This is a genomic window from Carnobacterium viridans (genome assembly GCF_900102725.1).
Taxonomy (GTDB): Bacteria; Bacillota; Bacilli; order Lactobacillales; family Carnobacteriaceae; genus Carnobacterium_B; species Carnobacterium_B viridans.
Genome location: NZ_FNJW01000008.1, coordinates 2,115,420 through 2,136,308 on the forward strand (window position 1 = coordinate 2,115,420; position 20,889 = coordinate 2,136,308).

Sequence of the window (20,889 nt, forward strand, 5' to 3'; positions counted from 1 at the left end):
GTGTTAAAGATGAAAATGAAAACGAAATTAATCCACGGTGGTATTAGTCATGATGAAGCAACAGGTTCGGTAAATGTACCCATTCACCAAACATCAACCTATAAACAAGAAAAAGTGGGCAAACACAAAGGGTATGAATATTCAAGAACAGGAAACCCTACTCGTTTTGCAGTAGAAGAATTAATCAAAGATTTAGAAGAAGGCGTTAGAGGTTTTGCTTTTGGATCAGGATCGGCAGGGACACATACGGTGCTGTCATTATTTTCTAAAGGAGACCATATCATTGTGGGAGATGATGTTTATGGAGGAACGTATCGCTTAATGAATAAGGTACTCGTTCATCTTGGAATAACTTTTACAACTGTAGATACAAGTGATGTAAGCACGATTAAACCAGCTATTCGACCAGAAACTAAAGCAATATTTCTAGAGACACCAACGAATCCCTTGCTAAAAATAACCGATATTGAGGCTGTATCTAAAATTGCAAAAGAGGCTAACCTGATAACTATTGTTGACAATACCTTTGCTACACCTTACCATCAACGTCCGCTTACTCTTGGAGCAGATGTTGTTGTTCATAGTGCCTCTAAATACTTAGGCGGACATAGCGATATTGTTGCAGGATTAGTTACAACAAATAATGAAGAATTAGCTGATAAAATCGGCTTTTTACAAAATGCAATCGGTGGAATTTTAGGGCCGCAAGATAGCTGGATTTTACAAAGAGGGATCAAAACGTTAGGCATCAGAATGGAAGAACATGAAAAAAATGCTCAGGAAGTAGTGCGATACCTAATTAATCATTCGAGTATTGAAAAAGTCTATTACCCTGGATTAGAAAATCATCAAGGGCATACGATTGCTAAAAAACAAATGAGTGGTTTTGGTGGAATGATTTCATTTGAATTAAAAGAAGGATTTTCTGCTAAGGACTTTGTTGAAAAATTAATGATTATCACACTAGCTGAAAGTTTGGGAGCAGTTGAAAGTTTGATTGAAATACCTGCTTTGATGACACACGGATCTATTCCAAAAGAAGTTCGCTTAAAATCAGGAATAAAGGATGAGTTGGTTCGGTTATCCGTTGGTTTAGAAGATGTAGAAGATCTCATTAACGACTTGGATCAAGCATTAGCATTTGTATCGAACGACAAAGGAGAATAAATAATATGGGACGTGAATTTTTAGATATTTTTACAGACTGGTCAAGTGACTATGATGATTTTGTTGAAGGAAATGACCCCGAATATAAAGCAGTTTTTGAAGGATATAGTAATATCTTGAAAGAGATCGTTCGAAGAAGTGGAACAAGTGTTTTGGAATTTGGGATTGGAACAGGAAATCTAACAAAGCAGTTACTTTCCTCGGGTAAATGGGTTTTCCCGATAGAACCTTCTAAAGAAATGCGTAAATTAGCTAAAAAGAAGTTGCCAAGTGAAGTCATCATTTATGACGGGGATTTACAAAATTATCCGAATCCTACCAAAAAATTGGACACCATTGTTAGTTCCTACGTGTTCCATCATTTGACAGATACAGAAAAAGGAATGGCTTTGAAAAAATATGCTAATCAACTTGAAATGGGAGGCAAAGTTATCTTTGCTGATACTATGTTTGAATCACAAGAAGCACTCAATCAAAAAATTATACAAGCTAAAGAACAACAATTTTATGCATTAGCCGATGATTTAGAACGAGAATATTATACTCTTGTTCCAACTTTATTAACTCTTTTTGATTTAGCAGGATTTAACGTATCTATTGAGCAAATGAATGAATATGTTTGGATAATTGAAGGAGAGAAAAGAGCTTAGTAATGAAAAAATAAAACGACACTAATTTATTTAGTGTCGTTTTATTTTGGGTTTAGGACTCTTATCCATAAGTATTTTGATAAACAAATAGTAGTCGTGAATAAAATTTGACGTTTGTCTAAAAAAAAAGTTTGTGAAAGCGTATTTCTTCTTTTAAATGAATTTAAATACGGTATAATAATTATATTGTTAAAAAGATAACAAACTAAAGGTGGGAATCAATTGATGGAAACTCAAAACACTGGTTTAATGTACAATATTGAAAAAAGTATAATGAAAAAACAAAATTTATTTGATACCAGTAAACCACGTTATTTTGTACGTGCAATGTTAGCTTGTTTATTCTTAACATTGGGAACGGCGGTTGCTGTAATGATTGGCCAAGCTGGTGAAGAAATCGTACCTGGCCTAGGTAAAATGCTCTACGCATTTATGTTCAGTTGGTCACTAGTCATGATTATTTATATGAATGCTGAATTAGGGACTTCAAATATGATGTATATGACAGTTGCGGTTCAACGTAAGTGGCTAAAACCTAAAAAAGCGTTAGCAATATTATTTTATTGTATTTTATTCAACTTGATTGGTGGAATTATTGCAAGTTTAGTTATATCTTTCACATATAAGTTCCATGCTCTTCCGAGTGATCATTATCTCTTTACAGCTGTGGCGGGAAAATTAGCTAAAACTCCTTTACAGGTCTTTTCAGAAGGTATATTTGCAAATGTTATTGTTAATACAGCTGTCTTTTGTACCATACGAATGAAAGATGATGCTGGAAAAATTATTGCTATGATCTTTATTATTTTTATTTTTGCTTATTTAGGTTTCGAACACGTTATTGCCAATTTTTCATCTTTTTCTTTAGCTTTCTTTGCTTCTGGCGGAACGGTTCCAGGTATGACCATAGGTGCTGTAGCACTAAATTGGCTCTTAGCTTTACTAGGTAATTATGTTGGTGGAGCATTAGTGATTGGAATGCTGTACTCATGGTTGAATAAGGATCAAACAGAGTATGTTGATTAAAGAATAGCATTGCAGGAAAACCTGATACTTTAGTGTCAGGTTTTTTGTATACTTAAATGAGTAGGACTAAAGATTGACAGAAGATAAAGATAGACTACATAATAAGAGTAAGATAAGTCTTAAAAGTCAAGAAGGAAAAGGAATGGTGAAGTATGAAATTGGTACAGAAGATTCAGGATAAGTTCCAAGGAATCATTCAAGCATGCAGAAGGTATCCATTAACAGTTGTGTTTCTACTTGCTTTTGCAGGGTTAAATGCGTTTTTGATTCAGCAAGAAGCAGAAAACTATACAAGGTATGTGTATAGTTTTTTAGTTGGTATATTTTTAAGTGCGGTAGCACAACAAATCTACGAACGCTTTTTTGAAAAAAATTCTCAGCGCATCCTATTGATGTTCGGTGCAATTATTTTGACCATCGCTTATTATTTTACAATTGGTTCTGCAGCTGATTATGATTTTGAGAGGACTGTTAAAACAGGTATTATCTTTTTTATACTAACCATTGCATTTATCTGGGTACCGACCATAAAAAATGTAGTTTCATTTAATGAAAGTTATTTATCCGCTTTTAAAGCTTTTTTTACAACACTCTTATTCACACTTGTTTTATCTGCAGGTATTGGGTTTATTCTATTAGCAGTTGATCAGTTACTATTTTCTGTAAATTATAAAGTGAATTTGCATGCGTTTAACTTAGTGCTTTCATTGTTTGCCCCTATCTTTTTTCTATCTTATACACCTTTATATTTAAGCAAAAAAGAGGAATCATCTCTAACACCCGAAGAACGAACGGCTAAATTGAAGGAACTGAGAAGTGATGTTTCAGTTCCCAAGATGTTTGAACTGTTGATTTCATATATCATCATTCCGTTAACAACAATTTTTACAGTTATTTTATTGGTTTATCTTTTACAAAATATTACGGGAGATTTTTGGACCAATAATTTGCTGGAGCCCATGTTGGTTTCTTATTCGATTACGGTTATTGTAGTGTATATTTTAGCAAGTAATATAGAAACAAAATCAGCCATTCTTTTCAGAAGAATTTTTCCAAAAGTGTTGATTCCCATTGTTCTGTTCCAAACGATAGCATCTGTTTTAAGAATTCAAGAAACCGGTTTAACCTATGGACGCTATTACGTTATCTTGTTTGGCATATTTGCGACCATAGCTGGAGTTCTTTTCAGCATTTTACCTATTCGAAAAAACGGCTGGGTTGCAGTGGTGCTTATGGTACTTTCGTTGATTTCAATTGTACCGCCAATTGATGCATTCACTGTTAGTCGTGTATCACAAACGAATTTATTAGAAAGAACACTTGAACAAAACCAGATGTTGGAAGGAAATTCTATTATTCCGAATGCTGATATTCCTAAAGAGGATAAAATCAAAATCAGTCAAACGGTCTATTATTTAACAAGTATGGACTATGACGAAGATATTGAGTGGCTGGCACCCTATAACCAGCTGCTTTCCTATCAATTTGAGGAGATATTTGGTTTTCAACCTATTTATGATGAAAATGGTTTTTTGAATGAGCAACCTGTGCAAGACTCTTATTATGCTTCTTTAGATTTGAGGGGTAGTCCCGTAATCTCAATCGAAGAGTATGATAAGATGGTTATATTTTCTTACTATGATTCCAGTATACAACCAAAAATTGAAGTTGAAGTGGATGATGAGAGGTATACGGTATACACCGAAGAGATGGATGGAAAAGAAAAACTTATTCTAATGGATGAAAGTGATGAGACTGTTATGAGTGTTGATATTCAAGCATTTATGGAGAAAATCGCTTCGTCTAGTGAAACAGAGAATATGCTCACGATTGATGAAGCAACAGTAAAAACTGAGAATGAACAAGCTGAATTGAACTTAGTCTTTACCTCTATTAATATTTATGACAATCAGTATGATGCGGAATTTTATCTATTTATTAATATCAAATAAACAAGGTAAAAAACGTGATTGATTCCTAAAGAATCGATCACGTTTTTTTGGTTCATTCATTAGAGTTGAACGAAAAATAATTAGGCTTTTAAAGAACCGGTCATTCCGGCAACGAAGCTTTTTTGCATCATCAAAAAGAGAATTAAAGTTGGAAGAGTAGCAATGACGATGGCCATCATTTGAACGCCGTAATTGGCTACATAAGAAGCTGAAGAAAGGCCAGAGATCAGAAGCGTCATTGTGTATTTGTCTTCAGTCTGTAAGATGATTAAAGGCAATAAATAACTATTCCATGAATTCATGAAGGCATAAATAGCTGCTGCTGCATAAGTTGATTTCATCATTGGAAAAACCAACTTAAAGAAAATTGTATAATTTCCAGCACCTTCTATTTTTCCTGAATCCATAATATCATCTGGAAATGATTTAAAGCTTTGTCTAAAGAAAAAAATAAGGAAAATGTTAGATATATAAGGCAAAATCAAAGCTAAATGTTGGTTAACTAAATTCAGCCCAGCCATCATCTTAAACAATGGAATGACAAGAGTGGCAAATGGAATCATCATAAACAGTAAAAGGATAGAATAGATGAGTTCACTTCTACGAGTGTTAAATTTTTCAAAACCAAATGCAGCCATAGAGGTAACTAACAAACTTAATACAACAGTAACAAGAGAAATTTTTAACGAGTTCCACATGATCAATGGAATGTTATAAGCACCTAGTAATGCACTAAGATTTTTTAAAAAATGAGTTCCTAGAGAAAGCTTTCCTTCAGCAATCTGATTAGAGGTATTCGTTGCTCCTGCAATCATCCAATAAAAAGGGAATATGGAAATAAATGAACAGATAATTAAAAAAGTATATTTTAAAAAGGTTAAGGATTTTGATTTCATACTTCTACACTCCTGACTAATATGAAATTATTTTCGATTGGTAATAGTTAATTGAATAATGGATAGTATAGCTACGATCACTACTAATGCCCAAGATAAAGTAGCGGAGTAACCAAAGTTGGAAGTATAGACAAAGGAATGGTTGTAAATCAGTTGAGCTGCAGTTAATGTTTCATTTGATGGTCCACCACCGGTTAGATTTACTACTTCATCAAATAACTGTATCGTACCAATAGTTGAAGTAATAGTTGTAAAAACAATAACAGGTTTAAGTTGTGGGATAACAACTCGGAAAAATTTCTGGAAATCATTTGCTCCATCTATTTCAGCAGCTTCTAAAGTATCTATCGAGATATTTTGAAGACCAGCAAGATAAAAGACCATATTATAACCTGTCCATCTCCAACATAAAGCAATAATGATGGTAACTTTTGCCCAAAAAGGACTATTTAGCCAATCAATGGGAGATTGAATCAATCCAATTGTCAGCAGAAAATTATTAACGACTCCACTCATTTGAAACATCATTTTAAATAGAACTGCGTAGGAAACTAATGAGGTAAAACAAGGCAAAAAAATAGCTAATCTAAAAAAGGTCTTTCCTTTTAAGTTAGGTGAATTTAAAAGAAAAGCTAACAGTAATCCTAATAGCAGCATAATAGGAACTTGAAAAATCAAATAAATAAAATTATTCATTAATGCTTTTCCAAAGACGTCATCTTGAAACATGCGAATATAATTTCCAAAACCAGTAAAGACTGAATTAAGACCTTTATAGTTGTGGAAGGAGATGTAAATAGAATAAAAAATAGGATAAAGCAAAAATACTGAACTGAAAATAACGGCAAAAGATATAAATTTCCATAAATTAGATCTTTTTGATTCCTGTTTTAATTTCATAAGTTTCACCTCCATACATATTAAGGAAAGACTGCGGTCAGTAAGGAAAAAACTGACTGCAGTCTAATAAATACTACTCTCCTATTTGCATATTGTAATACTCTTCAGCTTGTTCAAGCATTTCGTCTAGAGTCAACTTATCATCAAAGTAATCTTGTAAAACAGATCTTAAGGCTTCATAGGCTACGCTAGTATTAACACCATAATCTACTCCAGGAATTTCTTCCGCCCAGCTAGAAAAATCTTTATAGATTTGAGCATCGTTAAAGTAGGGATCTTTATATTGATAGGCTTCACCTGTTTGGGATGGAAGATAAGTGCCTACAGCCCCATTATCTACAAGGATTTCTTGGTAAAATTCATCATTACCTGCAAATTCTGACTTAAGAAAGTCAATAGCTAGTTCTTTGTTTGGCGAATCTTCTAAGATAAACCAACTAGAACCTCCAAGATTTGAGTAGGGTGTAGCATTTTCAACAGTTTCTAATAACGGAAGATTTGTATAAGCCCATTTTCCTGCTTGATCTTCGGCAGACTTAATGGTAGCGGAATACCAAACGGCTGAATTAACTGCGGCAACTTCGCCACTCGTTACAGCTCCGATACCTTCGGGTGCAAAGTAATTCACCGGTTTGGCTAAGTCATTTTTTTCAATTTCTTTTAATATTTCAGCCATTTCTCGAACGACGGTATTATTTTTTAAAAATATTTTTCCATCTTCATCAAAGTACCAGACACCTGCTGATTGCATAGCCATCTGAATGTAGTGTGTTCCTCGATTTGGAATAAAGGCTAAGAACCACTTCCCAGTCTTTTCTTTCACGTCTTTACCAATTTGAACAAATTTAGACCACGTTAAATTTTGCATGTCTTCTTCGGTATATCCTGCTTCCGCTAAATAATCAGTGCGATAATAGAGACCAGCTGAACCAGAATCAAACGGAACAGCATAAACTCCATCATTATGGGTCACAGCCTCAACTTTATAGGGAGCAAATTGTGAAAAATCAATTTCATCGGATAACTCAGCGAATTTACCTTCATAGTTGATTAAAAAATTTTGAGCAGCATAGTCTTCTACTAACACGATATCGGGTAACCCTTCTGAAACACCTGAAGTAAATCCAGAGACAAGTTTTTGTATAGTATCTTCATTTGACATCTCAACCACATCTAAATTAAATTCATCATTACCATCTTCCACGTAGTATTCTCCAGCACGTTCCATAATGGGAATATTGAAGTTTGCATCCCAAGCCCATACCGTTAAAGTTGAATCATCTGGACTTGCAAATTCATCTGATTCACCTCCAGATTCAGATGAACCCGAACAAGAAGCTAACAACGCAATTGCAAATAGACTACTAGCTAACACAAAAGATTTCTTTTTCATGACTACGCCCCCTAATAATTTATAAACTAAGCGAATGAAAAAAAGTAGAGTAAAATGAAATTATTTTGACAAAGAATAAAAGAAGGAAGAATACGGTTTCATTTTTTTGGGAAAAGGACATATAGAAGAGTGTAAGTTATAATTTGATTGTTACACAAGCATTTCATTAAGTAAAATAATAAGCCATGTGTATAAGAGCTGGTTTAAGTTGATAAAAAAATAGTAAGATAGATTCAAAATGAAGAGGAAAGACAAATAAAGACCAACTAATTACTGCTTCACTTAAGAAGGCTCAGCTGGTCTTTTCTAGCTCTATTAATAGGCTGTTGTTACACGAATAGAAGCCAAAAAGTACAAAATGTTAGTCAAATCGCTTGCGTTTTGGTGAACTAGAAATAAAAAGAGCTTCGCGGTATTTTGTAACGGTTCTTCGTGATATTTCAATACCGTCTTTTTTTAAAAGATCTACAAGCTTTTGATCCGATAATGGTTTTTTAGGATCTTCAGCTTGAACGAACAGTTCAATTTTTTTCTTTATTTGATCAGAAGAGATGGAACCAGTACCCTCTTTAGAAGTTGTCACTAAAGCGTTTGTAAAGAATTTTTTTAACTCAAATACACCAAATTCAGTTGTGATGTATTTCCCATTAATGGAACGGCTGACTGTTGATTCATGAATAGCGAGTTCTTCAGCAATTGTTTTTAGTGTTAAGGATTGAATTGGACGATCCTCAGATAAAAAAAACTCTTTCTGTGCATTTACAATGGCAATACCAATTCTGAGTATCGTTTCTTCTCGTTGAATCAGCGTCTTTTTAAGCCATTCATATTCAGCTTGTTTTTCATTAATGAATGTTGAAACTTCCTTATCCTGCAACATACTTAATTCCTCATAGTATTCTTTTTGAAAAACAATAACAGGAAGCCCAGTTTTAACAGAATGCACAACAATCTCTTGGCTATCCGTTACTTTAACAGATAAATCTGGACGAATATATTGTGTAGGTGCATTTGAAAAAATGGCTCCTGGGTGGGGTGTGAGCGTTTTGACAAAGTCAGAAATTTCTTGAACTTCACCTAATGAAATACCATAACGTTTTGCAATGTGATCCCATTTTCGGTTAGCAAAAGCTTCAAACTCTTCTTCAAGGATCAGGTAAGCAAGATTGGGCGCTTGACCATTTCGTTCTGTTTGAAGCATCAAGCATTCCTGTAAGTTTCTTGCACCGACACCAGCAGGTTCTAATTGCTGTAAAAGAGTCAATGCATCTAATAATTTTAACGGTTCAGCTTGAGTGAGAGTGCTCGCATCATCCAATGACAAAGTCAAATAACCGTTATGATCAATATATTGAGCCAGCCAAATAATTAAATCACGCAAAGCAGTATCTCTGAAAGACAAATGAATTTGATCAATGACCGCAGAATAAAGAGAAGTGGTAGAAGTAGTAGTTGCCAATGTATCCCAGATTGATCCGCTAGTAGATTGATTTGTTCTGGATTGATTGCTATTGTATTTTTCTGTCGAAATTCCTTGTATCTTGGGTGCAGATTTTACAGAAATAGAAATAAAAGGATTCTCTAGCGACTTTTGTTTTAAGAAATCAACTAGGTCTTTTCGGTTATATTGCAGCATCTGAATAGATTGTTGCAATTGAGGTGTCATGGTCAATTGCTGTTTTTGTAGTTGAGTATAATTTTGTTCAAAATTCAAAACGTTTTCACCTCTAGTATTAACAAGTTTTAATAAGGTTATCATAGCATATCAAACTTTAAATGAAAACGGCATCTAAAATAAAGAAGCACTTTAGAGCCACTCGTGTGAATAAATGTTCATATCTTGCTTATGAGTAGCTTACAGCGGAATGGATGGTTATAATTAAAGCAACTAGAATACGAGTAAATGAAAGCAGGCGTTGGACTAATGAAACTATATATTAAAGAAAAACGATTTTCATGGCGTGACCAGCTAATTATCCGAAATGAAAAAGATGAAAAAGTTTATACGGTTAAAAGTGAGCGGATATCCATAGGGAATAAAGTGCACGTTTACAATCAGGCTAACGAGATAGTTGTATCTATTGAAGAGAAAAAAATGGGTTTTTCACCTAAATACGTTATCTATCAACAAAATGAGAAGATTGCTGAAGTAAAAAGAGAAAAGAATATATTTGGTCCAGATTATGATATTGAAAAAATAAATTGGAAAATCAAAGGAAATGTTGAAAAAGAGGATTATGAAATAAAAGAAGGTTATACCGAAGTTGCTTCTTTTAAGAAGAAATTATTTTCTTACGGGGATACATTTGTTTTAGAGACGAAAAACGAGAAAGACGCTCCATTAGCGTTAGGCATTGTTATTGCGATTTGGTGTTTAGAACTAGATGAGCAAGATAAGACCTAAAAGTACACTAATTTTTTAGATATTATTAAGGAGGGATAAGAATGGAAAGATATGTTGTGGGAAGCTATGCAAGTCCTCAAGAGGCAGTAAATGCAGTCAATAAATTGCAAGAAGAAGGCTATCAAAAAGAAGATATCACTTTAATATCTAGCACAGAATCTAAAAATTCCATTTCCAATACTACAGATATAGTAGGAACAACTAATAAAACTGATATAGACACTGAGGATAAGAAAAAAGATAAGGATAATCGCTCCATTTGGAAAAAGATAAAAGAATCCTTTTCTTCAAATGACTCTAATGAAACTGATTCCTCTCAATCAAACGATGATCTTTTGGACGCTTATCAACAAGATATTGAAAATGGTAATATCATTATTGTCGTAAAGGGCGAACCAAAAAAAATTAGTAGTAATGAATCACAATCGACCGATCGCGTTACTCCATTAGATCCACTTTCTATGTTAGAAGCAGATCCATCAGCTCATCCTGAACCAGTTTTAAATTCAGTTAAATATTCTGACAACCCAGTTTCCAAAAACGAAGAACAAATTGAAAAATCTGAAGGAGAAACAATTCAATTAAAAGAAGAGCAATTAGATGTCACAACTAAGGAAGTTCAAACAGGAGAAGTTCGAGCTAGAAAACGTATAGTAGAAGAAACCAAAACAATCCAAGTTCCTGTTAGACACGAAGAAATAGTCATTGAGCAGCATAACTTAAAGGATGACCATTCAGGTAATGCAACAAAAAGTAAAGAAGTGGTTATTCCCGTCACAGAAGAAAAAATTGAAGTAACGAAGCGCCCAGTGGTTAAAGAAGAAGTGTCATTGAATAAAGAGGAAGTAACAGATACAAAACAAGTTAGTAGAACAGTAAAAAAAGAAGATGTTATTGTCGGCACAAAAGGCAACACTCATGTTAAAAAAAATAATGAATAAAATAGTTTAAACAAAAAGAAAACCAAAATAAGATAATCTCTTATTTTGGTTTTCTTTTTGTTTACTAAACGATGCTCTCGTGAAGATTAAGATTTATGAGAACCGTCATCTTTTGGTTTAGCTGTACTCGAGCCATCTATTTGATATTCTTCTACATGAATGTCTTTGCTAGTAGATGGACGAGTTTTTGTACCAGTTGTTTCGGTAGTTTGTACAGTTGAAGTTTGTCCACTTTGCTGAGTTGTTTGATTTTCTTCTAAAGAAGCTAATCGAGTATTAAGACTTTGGATTTCAGCCTCTTTCTTTTGTAATTCCAATTGTGCTTCAGATTCTTTTTTAACTCTGTTAACGGCCTCATCTCTTGAAGATTCCGCATTTTTTAATTCATCATTTTTGTTTTTAATCACTTGTCTATTGCGCGCCCCTTTAGACAATGCAAATAGTGCAGCAATCAACATACCGAGTAATAAAAAGCCGATGAAAAGTAACCATAATGGTAAATCAAAAGACATAAAATAAAGGTTCAAAGTAGCCATTTGCATATTTAAGAATGCTACTATAGCAACTAAAACCAATAAAATAATCGCAATTATTATCATAAATTTCATTCTCCTTCCTAATTTAACTTAATTTGACTAAAGGTAGTGTAAAGAAATGAGTAGAGCTTGTTGAAACAAAATACAGAGCAATTGACAATTGATCAAAGCGCTAGAATAGACTGCCTAACCAGTCAAAAAGATAGTTCTTTACTATAATCCAATTATAAACGTTACAAGGTAAATAATGAAATGATAGCGCTCAAATAAAGAAAGTCTACGAATCTGTTTTATCTAACAGTTCATAAACTTTCTGATTAAATTGATAGAGGGAAGAAAATAATTTTCCGAATTCTGTTGAATTACCTTAAAATAATAAAAATTTAATCATAAAAAAATTGAATAGGTTCATTAATTATATTTTGCAATCCTTTCTTTACTATCGTATAAGCTAGAAATCACAAAATAAACGCCGGCTATTCCTAAAATAATGATGTAACCACTAATTAACCCAGCAGCAAGATAACCCCCTAATGTTATGCCTAAAGCGGCTAAAAGTTGAGATCCTTGGAAGGAAAGAGAGGCAAAACTTAAATAAGAAGCTTGTTTGTCTTCGGGTATCAAACTGACTTGTCGGGCACTTAGGATAGGCGCAGAAGCTAGCTCGCCAAACGTTGCTAAAACTGTTAACGGGATCAATAGATAAATACTATTGGCGGAAGCCATTAAGCCATATCCAGTTACATAAATCAGTAATCCAATGAGCACAACCGTACGTTCTTTTTTCTTCTCAGTTAATCGCGAAACAAGGAAAGTGAAACAAACGACCATAATAGTATTGATCACTTGTAAAATACTAAGCATTCTTACACCGTCGATAGAAACAGACAAAAGTGAAATCGGTTTAAACTCTTTTGATAAACGAATGCCGGTATAATTTTGTAACGAAAATTCTGCAGCACTATAAAGAGCTATTCCTAAAATTAACATGACCCACCGTTTATCTTTAGCAGCAATGTAGTAATTAGTAAACAAATCATGAATAATTGTTTTCCCTTTAGTAAAAGAAACAGTATTTTTATAATTAAGGTTTTTTTGCAGAAAAGCAGAGACGATAAATTGTAAAAGAGCAGCACCTAAAAATAAGTAAACTAGATAATGCTTAAACAAGAAGCCTCCAATTGAAGCACCTAAAGCCATTGATAAGTTAAATGTCCAATATTGTAGTTGATAAACCTTTTTACGTTCAATAGGAACAGTAGAATCGAGTAGAACCGCATCAAAGGCTGAATAATACAAATTATAAGTAACGCCACAAATAAGATAACCAAAGATTATCCAAAAATTTTGTGGTAAGATACCCGCAAAATTTACTGCGACCAGAAGTAAGGATACCCCATATAGATTTTGAAAGATCAACAAGATTTTTTTTCGCTGAAAATTATCTGCTAAATAACCGCCAATAATTCCAGCCATAAAAGAGGTCACAACATTTATCATAACCAAAAGTCCAATGGTTTCTTTGCTAAATATACCAGCTAAATAGATGATAAGATAAGGAATCGTACAAGCGTAAACTAAACTGCTAAAAAAGGAAGTGATTAATGTAGTTTGTATATTTTTTGAAAAAGATGATAGCATAATAATCTCCTTAATAAATAAAGGAACAGTGAATAAGTAGTTAATCCTTGTCCTTATCTTTTTTTGTAAAGCCACAAGAAAACAGATAATGGATTCTTCTTATTCAAGTAACTTAACAAAAAATAGCGTAACATAATTCTAAGAATAAGAGAATAGAAAGATTAGAATTCGTTAACAAATCATTCTATGGATAAACAAAGTTTAGATAAAATTTCATGATTTTATCGTATCGTGTTATGATAGATTGATATAAAGTAGAGACTCATTTGAGCAGGTGAAATGAGTACTAGTTCAGCTAACTCAAAACTGATTTCCATTTAAAAAGCATAAAAAGCCGCTACTTAGTCTGTACTAGGTAACGGCTTTTCTATTTTTAAATAAGGGAAAGAGTTATTTACGTACATCCTCAACTGCGTCTAGTTTTTTAATATCTTCAGGAGAAATACTGAAATCTAATTGACTGTTTTCAATGATGCGTTCTTCATGTGTAGATTTTGGAAGTGGCAATGTTTCGCGTTCTAAACAATAACGAATACATAATTGTGCAGGAGTCACCCCGTATTTTTCTGCCATTTCTTTGATTTCTGGGCTGTTCAATGTTTGACCAGTTGCTAATGGTGAATAAGCTTCTACTACAATATTGTGTTCTTTACAAAAAGCAAGAAGTTCTTCTTGATCATGACCAACATAGAACGGAATTTGATTAGCCATCGGTACGATGTTACAAGCATCAATAAGAGCTTGAATGTCTGTTACAGAAAAATTGGAAACACCGATAGTGCGAATCTTTCCATCATTGTATAATTTTTCCATTGCTTTCCATGATTGAATGTTTCCTTCAGTATAGTCAGCACCTATTTCATCCCAAGGCCATGGAGCATGTATAAGGTAAAGGTCTAAGTAATCCACACCTAAATTAGTGATGGTTGTATTGAAAGCATCTAAGGTTTCATCGTAACCTTTAATTTGAGCGGGTAATTTACTAGTAATAAAGATTTCTTCACGTGGTAAATCAAAATCTTTGATTGCTTTTCCAACATTTTCTTCATTTTGGTAAGCTAATGCTGTATCAATATGAGTATAGCCATTTTTAAGAGCCATTGTTACGGCAGCGTATGCTTCCTCATTTGGAATCTGCCATGTACCAAAACCGATAGTTGGAATCTCAACACCATTGTGAAATACAAAAGAATTTTCTTTCATCATAAATCGTTTCCTCCTCATTTTTAAAGATGTTACTTTCTTATTGTATGCTTTTTTAGAAGCTAAGTAAAATATTATTGTATCCGTTTACCAAGGTGTACCCCATCTTAGAAAAATTTTGAACTTAAAGCAGGTATCTTAAGCAAAGTATATCCCAATGCCCGAAACACTTCTGCTAGTTCGGGATTTGTTATCATATGGATATCTTCGTGAATAACAGAATAGAACACACATTTACCATTCAACAAGAAGAATACATCTATCGTTTGTTCTTGATCTACACTAATGAGAGAACGAGATTTTTTTAATAAAGTATAACTTGATTGATTGTACGCATAAAAATCGACTCTAGCTTTTTTGCTACTGATAGTCCCAGGCCATTTTTTCATCCATTCTGTTTCAAGATGGAAATTTTTTAATGATTTTTTTATGGCTGTCTCGCTATTGTCCGCTGTTGGATAATAGGTCACTATAGCTATTTTATCTGCATGATCTTTTAAAGCTTTGAGTATGATTAAATAATCTTTTTCAAAAATAGGAGACAAGATTCGATAAAACATTTAATTGGTAACCTCTTTCATAGTTTATTTTGGTATCTCTAACTAGCCTAATAAATTTGTATCAGAAACTGTAAAATAAAAACAGCTTCGAAAGCGCAATCAAAACTATTTTATCATTTATAATACGAATTTCTAGTATGAATGATGAAAAAGTTAAGAACATGCCTACCGATATGGTTTGCTAGGATGTATACTGGTAGGTGCATTCATATAAAAAGTTAATTTAGACAGTGGAGGGGTTTAATGAACTACTTTTCAAAAAAAATTAGTTCTTGCATCACTATTTCTACTTATTAGTGGCTACATCCTTATTTTTTCCGGTTTTACGCTTAAGGTGCAGAATAGAGTATTGGGTATTGTGATTATTAGTGTAAAAGTAATTAAATTAATCTTGAAAAATAAGTCAGCAAACGAGTAGAAAGATTTGTATAGTAGTACATAAGAAACTTATATAAAATTTAAAAAGACAGAGAAGGTTTATATTGTTATACTTGTCAATTGGTATGTGGTTAAGTATTATGGAAAAGTATGGTTTTTCTGTTAGCTGTTTATAGTATTAGATTCATCCGTATTCTTAATTTAGTTAAACATAACTAAAAATTAAACAAAAAGTAAAAAAAAATGTGTCATAATATTAAAAGCAGCATAAATAGAATAATAATCACTTTTTTTGTAAAGTGAGTGGAGGTAGAGTTAGTTTTTATGAAAAAAAATGAAGGTATTATAGATTGGGTTTTTCGTTTTGTGAAAGGGATGTTTATTGGATCAGGTGCAATCTTGCCTGGTGTGAGTGGAGGAGCTCTAGCTGCTGTATTTGGAATTTATGAAAGAATGATAGCCTTTCTGTCAAATATTCGCAAAGATTTCCTTGAAAATGTACGTTATTTTATTCCAGTAGGAATTGGTGGCTTGTTTGGTATATTTGTGTTGGCATATCCGATTGATTATTTTTTAAAAAACAATGAGGTTCAGGTTTTATGGTGCTTTATTGGTTGTATTTTGGGAACATTACCGGCTTTATATAAAGAAGCTGGAAAGAATGGACGTAAGTCTTATCACCTTGTGATTACTATAGTTGTGGCGATTATTGCTTTTGTTGGTTTAGTTTATGCAAAATTTAATATGAACGTTGTAGTTGAACAATCTACATTGTCTTGGGTAATGGCCGGCGGGATTTTTGCCTTAGGATTTATAGTTCCTGGATTAAGTCCATCTAATTTTTTGATGTATATGCATTTGTACGAGCCCATGACAGAAGGTATAAAAGATTTGAACTTTTCTATTTTGATTCCTGTTGCGATTGGTGCAGTATTATGTATTTTGTTGCTGTCTAAATTGGTAAGTAAATTAATGGAAATCGCCTATGCCGGTATTTTTCACTTTATTTTAGGTGTTGTCATAGCCTCAACGGTTATTATAGCTCCATTACCTGAACAATACAGCGGCATATCAACTGGAGGAATTGCAGCGGCAGTTGTATTATTCTTTATTGGTTTAGCTGTAGGATTGCTGATGGAGAAACTGGAAGTTGATTATAAACCAGCTGAATTAAATAGATGACAAATTTTAGTCCATCTAAAAAAAGTGTTGCTGAGTGTATCCAGCAACACTTTTTTTAGAATTATTTATTTTTTTATTTTAGAGCCGACACTTTTTTGCAAGAGAACCGCGCCCAATGCTCCAACTATTCCTTGAAGTAAATTTCCAGGAATAGAAATAGCTGCTCCAGCTACACCATACATAAAGCTTTCAGCCACAAAATAGCCAAGTGCCATAAATATGCCAGCAGGGATAGTAGCTAAAAGAGGTTTGTGATAGCCTGTTTTTTGGAAGATCCAAGCGCAAATGTATCCTTGAAGTCCTTTTACTATAAAAGTAATTGGAGCATAAAAAGCATAACCTGCAATAATATCAGCAAGTGCGCTACCTAACCCACCGACAAGGAAACCAGCTTTCTTTCCTAAAAACAATGCAGCAAATAATAAAACCATATCTCCTAAGTTAATATACCCACGAAATGTGGGAATACGAATAAGGAGTGTCATTACGATAGTCATAGCCATGAATAGAGCAACTGTTACAATTTCTTTTGTAGTAATTCTTCGCATTATTCTCATCCTTTATATATATGTATAGAGCTATCTTATCTTTTTTTAGCGTCGATGTCATGAATTTTTTTAATTTTTGAAAAAAAGTACAGATTCTATAATAAGAATTATGCTAGACTAGATAAATAGAAGAAACGAGCGGAAAAGGAGAAGAAGATGAAGCAGCCCAGAATTTTAGTTATCCAAGATATTTCAGCAAGTTGCCGTATTTCAATGAATGTGGCTGTCCCAATTCTGAGTTGTTTAGAAAATTGGGTAAGTATCTTACCTACAGCATTGTTGTCTACACATACCGGTAAAGGTTTTGAAGAGTATACTTTTTTAGATTTAAGTACTGAAATCCCAGCTATTTTAAATCATTGGCATTCATTAGGAATAAAATTTGATGGGATTGTTATTGGTTATCTTGGATCGGTAGAACAAATAAAACTAATGAAAAGCCTAATAACTAAATTTGCTACTGAAGAAGCTCTAATTATTTTAGACCCAGTCATGGGTGATCATGGACAATTATATCCTGGCTATACTCAAGAGCATGTGGAAGCTATGCGTGAATTATGTCAATTTGCGGATGTTTTGATTCCAAATGTCACGGAAGCTTGTCTGCTAACAGGTATACCCTATCCTGAAAAGCCTCATACGAAAGAAAGTATAAAAGCGATTATTGAACAACTAACTAAAAATGCCAAGCAAAGTATGATTTTATCTGGAGTGATTCAAGATGAGAGCAAAGTTGGCACAGCTTTCGTTGCCAAAGGAAGTACAGAAGTTTCGTATGCTTTTTCAAAAGCTTATCCTGGACATTTTGATGGTGTTGGAGATTTGTTTACCAGTGTTATAGCAGGATTTTTATTTCAAAACAAGGGTTTGAAAAGAGCGAATGAAGTAGCTGTAAATTATATTTCAAGAGTGGTCAAACGGACTATTGAAGAACAGATTAATCCTTTGTACGGTATTGCTTTTGAAAAAGACTTGATGTATTTAATGAAAGAACTAAAAAAAGAAACTTTAGACTAATATAAACACTCACTATCGCAGGCTAATTGCCTATAATAGTGAGTGTTTTCTATTTCTAAATGTCGGTTCTTACTGAATAAAAAATCAAAAGGCACCCAATAATTGCCGCAATTGCTCCAGCACTTAACATTTGTGGTACCCCAGTATTATCTAGTAACCATCCGCCTACTAGGCTTCCTGCCACATTGCCAAGTGTAATAGCTCCAATGTTAAAAGCTTGCCCTTTAACATGATCTGTTTTTTGCATTAATTGATTGACATAATAAGTTGAAGCGGGAATGTAAAGCGCAAATGCTAATCCTTGGAATAATTGAGTAACGTTAATCATGAATACCGATCCTGAGAGCAAGAAAAGAATACTTCTTACCACAAAGAAAATAGCCGCTACTTTCAACCAAATACCACTTTTACGTTTAGTTAATAAATAGCTAAATCCTAACATAGCAGGTAATTCACACAAAGCTGTAATCATCAAAGATAAACCAAAGTCCTTATCATTTCCTCCGAGCGAATGAATAATTTGGACTAAATACGAATTCACAATAGTATGAAAAAGAAATAAACAAGCTGCACCGATTAGAAAATATAAAAAGCGAGGATATCTTTTGAAAAATAAATCTTTTTCTTTCGTTAAGGGTTTATCTATTTTTAAATCTAGAGTAGATGGTACTTCAGAAATAGGAGTTTCAGGAAATGTGAAAACAAGTGCTAAAAAAGCAATTAATAAAACAATACAGGCAATAAGTAAAATAGTTGTACTAAAATGTACTAACAATAGCCCTAATGTATAAGAAGTTAAAGCGAAAGCTAAAGAACCAGCTCCTCTAGTTAAACCAAAATTAATTTTTAGGCCACTGTTAATAGTTTCAAATATGAAAGAATTGATAAAAGGCTGCATAGATAATACCAATGAAACTACAGCTATAAATAATAGGGCTTCAACTGCAGGAACAACTGTAGAAAAAAGGAGAGGAACCATAAGGCAAATGGACAAAACTGAAAGGATAATTAAACTCCATTTCAGAGTTAGTTTTTCAAATCTGTCGACTACGGTACCTAAGGCAGGCTGTAAAATAACGGATAAAATATTAGAAAAAGCAAGAATAAGACCAATATCTTGATTTTCGAAATTCCTAGAAAGCAAAAATAGTGAAGAAAACCCATAGATGGAACAAAATACCATCCAGTATAAGCTTTGTAACAGAGCATATTTTATGGTCAGCGTGCGAATTGTTGTCATAAGTTGTTATTCTTCCTCTCATACTAAAACAGAATTGAATTTCTTTATTCATATAAGTATCATAGCATGTACTTAACTAAAAAAAAGAAACTAGATGAGATTTGTAATTTGAACAAATCATTAGGTTTTCTTTCTTTTTTTGGTTATACTTATTAATAGTAAGAAGTATGTTGATGAAAATGATGTAAAAATAGTAGTGTTTGGAGGAAAAAATAATGAAAGCCGTTATTATCGAAGAATATGGTGGGAAAGAAAAATTGAAAGAAGCAGAAGTTCCGATGCCTAAGGCTGAAGCTCATCAAGTTATTGTAAAAGAAAGAGCAACTTCCATCAACCCAATTGACTGGAAATTACGTGAAGGCTATTTGCAACAAATGATGCCTTGGGAATTCCCGATTATTTTAGGTTGGGACGTAGCAGGTGAAATTGTAGAAGTTGGAAGTGAAATAACCAATTGGAAAATTGGAGACCGAGTATTTGCACGACCAGAGACAACACGTTTTGGAACATATGCCGAATATACTGCAGTTGATGATAACCTACTAGCGTACATTCCTGAAAATGTAACTTATGAAGAAGCAGCAGCAGCCCCATTAGCTGGATTAACTGCTTGGCAAGCATTATTTGATTATGGCAAACTTGCTGAAGGCGAAAAAGTCTTGATACATGCAGGTTCAGGTGGAGTAGGGACGTACGCTATCCAATTAGCTAAAAGCAAAGGTGCTTTTGTGATTTCAACAGCCAGTGAAAGTAATCGCGAATTGCTAATGAGCTTAGGAGTAGATCAATTCATTGATTATAAAAATGAAGATTTTACTGAACTGTTAAGTGATGTAGACGTCATTTTTGATACTATGGGCGGAGAAGTTTTAGAAAATAGTTTTAAAGTTGTTAAACCTCATACTGGACGGATTATTTCAATTGTTGGGGATGCAGATAAAGAATTGATTGAGAATGCTGATATCACGTTCAATAATATTTGGTTAGAACCAAATGGAAAACAATTGACGGAGTTAGCTCAATTAATGGAACAAGGAAAAGTGAAATCGATTATTGGAGAAACTTATCCCTTAACTGAAAAAGGAATTTACGATGCCCATGCAATGAGTGAAACCCATCATGCAGTCGGGAAAATCGTGATCAAAGTAGGGGAATAACAAACTACAAATACTATTTTGGTTGTTTGACAAATAGTATTTGTAATTTAAAAGAAATTTCTTCTGGAATGAACGGGTTTGCTTGTATAGAGCCATGG

General features: G+C 33.4%; 19 protein-coding genes. 9 read left to right on the forward strand and 10 right to left on the reverse strand.

Annotated features, from left to right (window positions below; all coding sequences use genetic code 11):
- Positions 1-9: 9 nt before the first annotated feature.
- The 4 genes from BLT48_RS11710 (at position 10) to BLT48_RS11725 (ending at position 4,795) form a co-directional block, all read left to right on the forward strand.
- The gene (locus BLT48_RS11710; protein ID WP_089978127.1) at positions 10-1,167 is read left to right on the forward strand and encodes a cystathionine gamma-synthase; all 1,158 of its coding nucleotides are present in this window, start codon (positions 10-12) and stop codon (positions 1,165-1,167) included.
- Positions 1,168-1,172: 5 nt separating this feature from the next.
- A complete protein-coding gene (locus BLT48_RS11715; protein WP_089978131.1) occupies positions 1,173-1,817 on the forward strand; it encodes a class I SAM-dependent methyltransferase in 645 nt (214 codons plus the stop codon).
- Between the two features lie 225 nt (positions 1,818-2,042).
- Positions 2,043-2,843: a formate/nitrite transporter family protein gene (locus tag BLT48_RS11720; protein ID WP_089978134.1), complete on the forward strand. Its 801-nt coding sequence runs from the start codon at positions 2,043-2,045 to the stop codon at positions 2,841-2,843.
- A 152-nt stretch (positions 2,844-2,995) separates the two neighbouring features.
- Positions 2,996-4,795, forward strand: coding sequence for a DUF4153 domain-containing protein (locus BLT48_RS11725; RefSeq protein ID WP_089978137.1), 1,800 nt, complete (start codon positions 2,996-2,998; stop codon positions 4,793-4,795).
- An 80-nt stretch (positions 4,796-4,875) separates the two neighbouring features.
- Here the strand turns inward: BLT48_RS11725 and BLT48_RS11730 are convergent, their stop codons facing one another.
- The 4 genes from BLT48_RS11730 to rpoN form a co-directional block, all read right to left on the reverse strand.
- A complete protein-coding gene (locus BLT48_RS11730; protein WP_089978140.1) occupies positions 4,876-5,691 on the reverse strand; it encodes a carbohydrate ABC transporter permease in 816 nt (271 codons plus the stop codon).
- Positions 5,692-5,718: 27 nt separating this feature from the next.
- Positions 5,719-6,591: a carbohydrate ABC transporter permease gene (locus tag BLT48_RS11735; protein WP_089978144.1), complete on the reverse strand. Its 873-nt coding sequence runs from the start codon at positions 6,589-6,591 to the stop codon at positions 5,719-5,721.
- A 73-nt stretch (positions 6,592-6,664) separates the two neighbouring features.
- Positions 6,665-7,984: an ABC transporter substrate-binding protein gene (locus BLT48_RS11740; RefSeq protein WP_089978148.1), complete on the reverse strand. Its 1,320-nt coding sequence runs from the start codon at positions 7,982-7,984 to the stop codon at positions 6,665-6,667.
- A 361-nt stretch (positions 7,985-8,345) separates the two neighbouring features.
- Positions 8,346-9,698, reverse strand: coding sequence for an RNA polymerase factor sigma-54 (gene rpoN / locus BLT48_RS11745; RefSeq protein ID WP_089978150.1), 1,353 nt, complete (start codon positions 9,696-9,698; stop codon positions 8,346-8,348).
- Between the two features lie 210 nt (positions 9,699-9,908).
- On the opposite strand from rpoN, the gene BLT48_RS11750 reads away from it, so the two are divergent.
- Positions 9,909-10,388: an LURP-one-related/scramblase family protein gene (locus tag BLT48_RS11750; protein ID WP_089978781.1), complete on the forward strand. Its 480-nt coding sequence runs from the start codon at positions 9,909-9,911 to the stop codon at positions 10,386-10,388.
- A 41-nt stretch (positions 10,389-10,429) separates the two neighbouring features.
- Positions 10,430-11,329: a YsnF/AvaK domain-containing protein gene (locus tag BLT48_RS11755; protein ID WP_089978153.1), complete on the forward strand. Its 900-nt coding sequence runs from the start codon at positions 10,430-10,432 to the stop codon at positions 11,327-11,329.
- 86 nt (positions 11,330-11,415) lie between these two features.
- Here BLT48_RS11755 and BLT48_RS11760 read toward each other — a convergent pair whose 3' ends face one another.
- The 4 genes from BLT48_RS11760 to BLT48_RS11775 form a co-directional block, all read right to left on the reverse strand.
- Entirely contained in the window at positions 11,416-11,928 is a 513-nt protein-coding gene (locus tag BLT48_RS11760) for a lipopolysaccharide assembly protein LapA domain-containing protein (protein ID WP_176944124.1), read from the reverse strand.
- A 348-nt stretch (positions 11,929-12,276) separates the two neighbouring features.
- On the reverse strand, positions 12,277-13,506 hold the full coding sequence (locus BLT48_RS11765; RefSeq protein WP_089978161.1) for an MFS transporter: 1,230 nt from the start codon (positions 13,504-13,506) through the stop codon (positions 12,277-12,279).
- A 390-nt stretch (positions 13,507-13,896) separates the two neighbouring features.
- Positions 13,897-14,712, reverse strand: a complete 816-nt coding sequence (locus BLT48_RS11770) for an aldo/keto reductase (RefSeq protein WP_035021696.1) — start codon at positions 14,710-14,712, stop codon at positions 13,897-13,899.
- A 104-nt stretch (positions 14,713-14,816) separates the two neighbouring features.
- Positions 14,817-15,269: a hypothetical protein gene (locus BLT48_RS11775; protein WP_089978164.1), complete on the reverse strand. Its 453-nt coding sequence runs from the start codon at positions 15,267-15,269 to the stop codon at positions 14,817-14,819.
- A gap of 702 nt (positions 15,270-15,971) precedes the next feature.
- Here BLT48_RS11775 and BLT48_RS11780 point away from each other — a divergent pair.
- Entirely contained in the window at positions 15,972-16,829 is an 858-nt protein-coding gene (locus tag BLT48_RS11780; protein WP_089978167.1) for a DUF368 domain-containing protein, read from the forward strand.
- Between the two features lie 65 nt (positions 16,830-16,894).
- Here the strand turns inward: BLT48_RS11780 and BLT48_RS11785 are convergent, their stop codons facing one another.
- Positions 16,895-17,377 carry an ECF transporter S component gene (locus tag BLT48_RS11785; RefSeq protein ID WP_035021699.1) on the reverse strand — a complete coding sequence of 161 codons (483 nt, stop codon included), beginning with the start codon at positions 17,375-17,377 and terminating at the stop codon, positions 16,895-16,897.
- 156 nt (positions 17,378-17,533) lie between these two features.
- Between BLT48_RS11785 and BLT48_RS11790 the strand changes: the two genes are divergently transcribed.
- The gene (locus BLT48_RS11790; protein ID WP_089978171.1) at positions 17,534-18,394 is read left to right on the forward strand and encodes a pyridoxamine kinase; all 861 of its coding nucleotides are present in this window, start codon (positions 17,534-17,536) and stop codon (positions 18,392-18,394) included.
- A gap of 55 nt (positions 18,395-18,449) precedes the next feature.
- On the opposite strand, the gene BLT48_RS11795 is transcribed toward BLT48_RS11790, so the two are convergent.
- Positions 18,450-19,634 carry an MFS transporter gene (locus tag BLT48_RS11795; protein ID WP_035021701.1) on the reverse strand — a complete coding sequence of 395 codons (1,185 nt, stop codon included), beginning with the start codon at positions 19,632-19,634 and terminating at the stop codon, positions 18,450-18,452.
- Positions 19,635-19,849: 215 nt separating this feature from the next.
- Here BLT48_RS11795 and BLT48_RS11800 point away from each other — a divergent pair, with 215 nt between their 5' ends.
- The gene (locus tag BLT48_RS11800) at positions 19,850-20,791 is read left to right on the forward strand and encodes an NADP-dependent oxidoreductase (protein ID WP_089978174.1); all 942 of its coding nucleotides are present in this window, start codon (positions 19,850-19,852) and stop codon (positions 20,789-20,791) included.
- Positions 20,792-20,889: the final 98 nt, after the last annotated feature.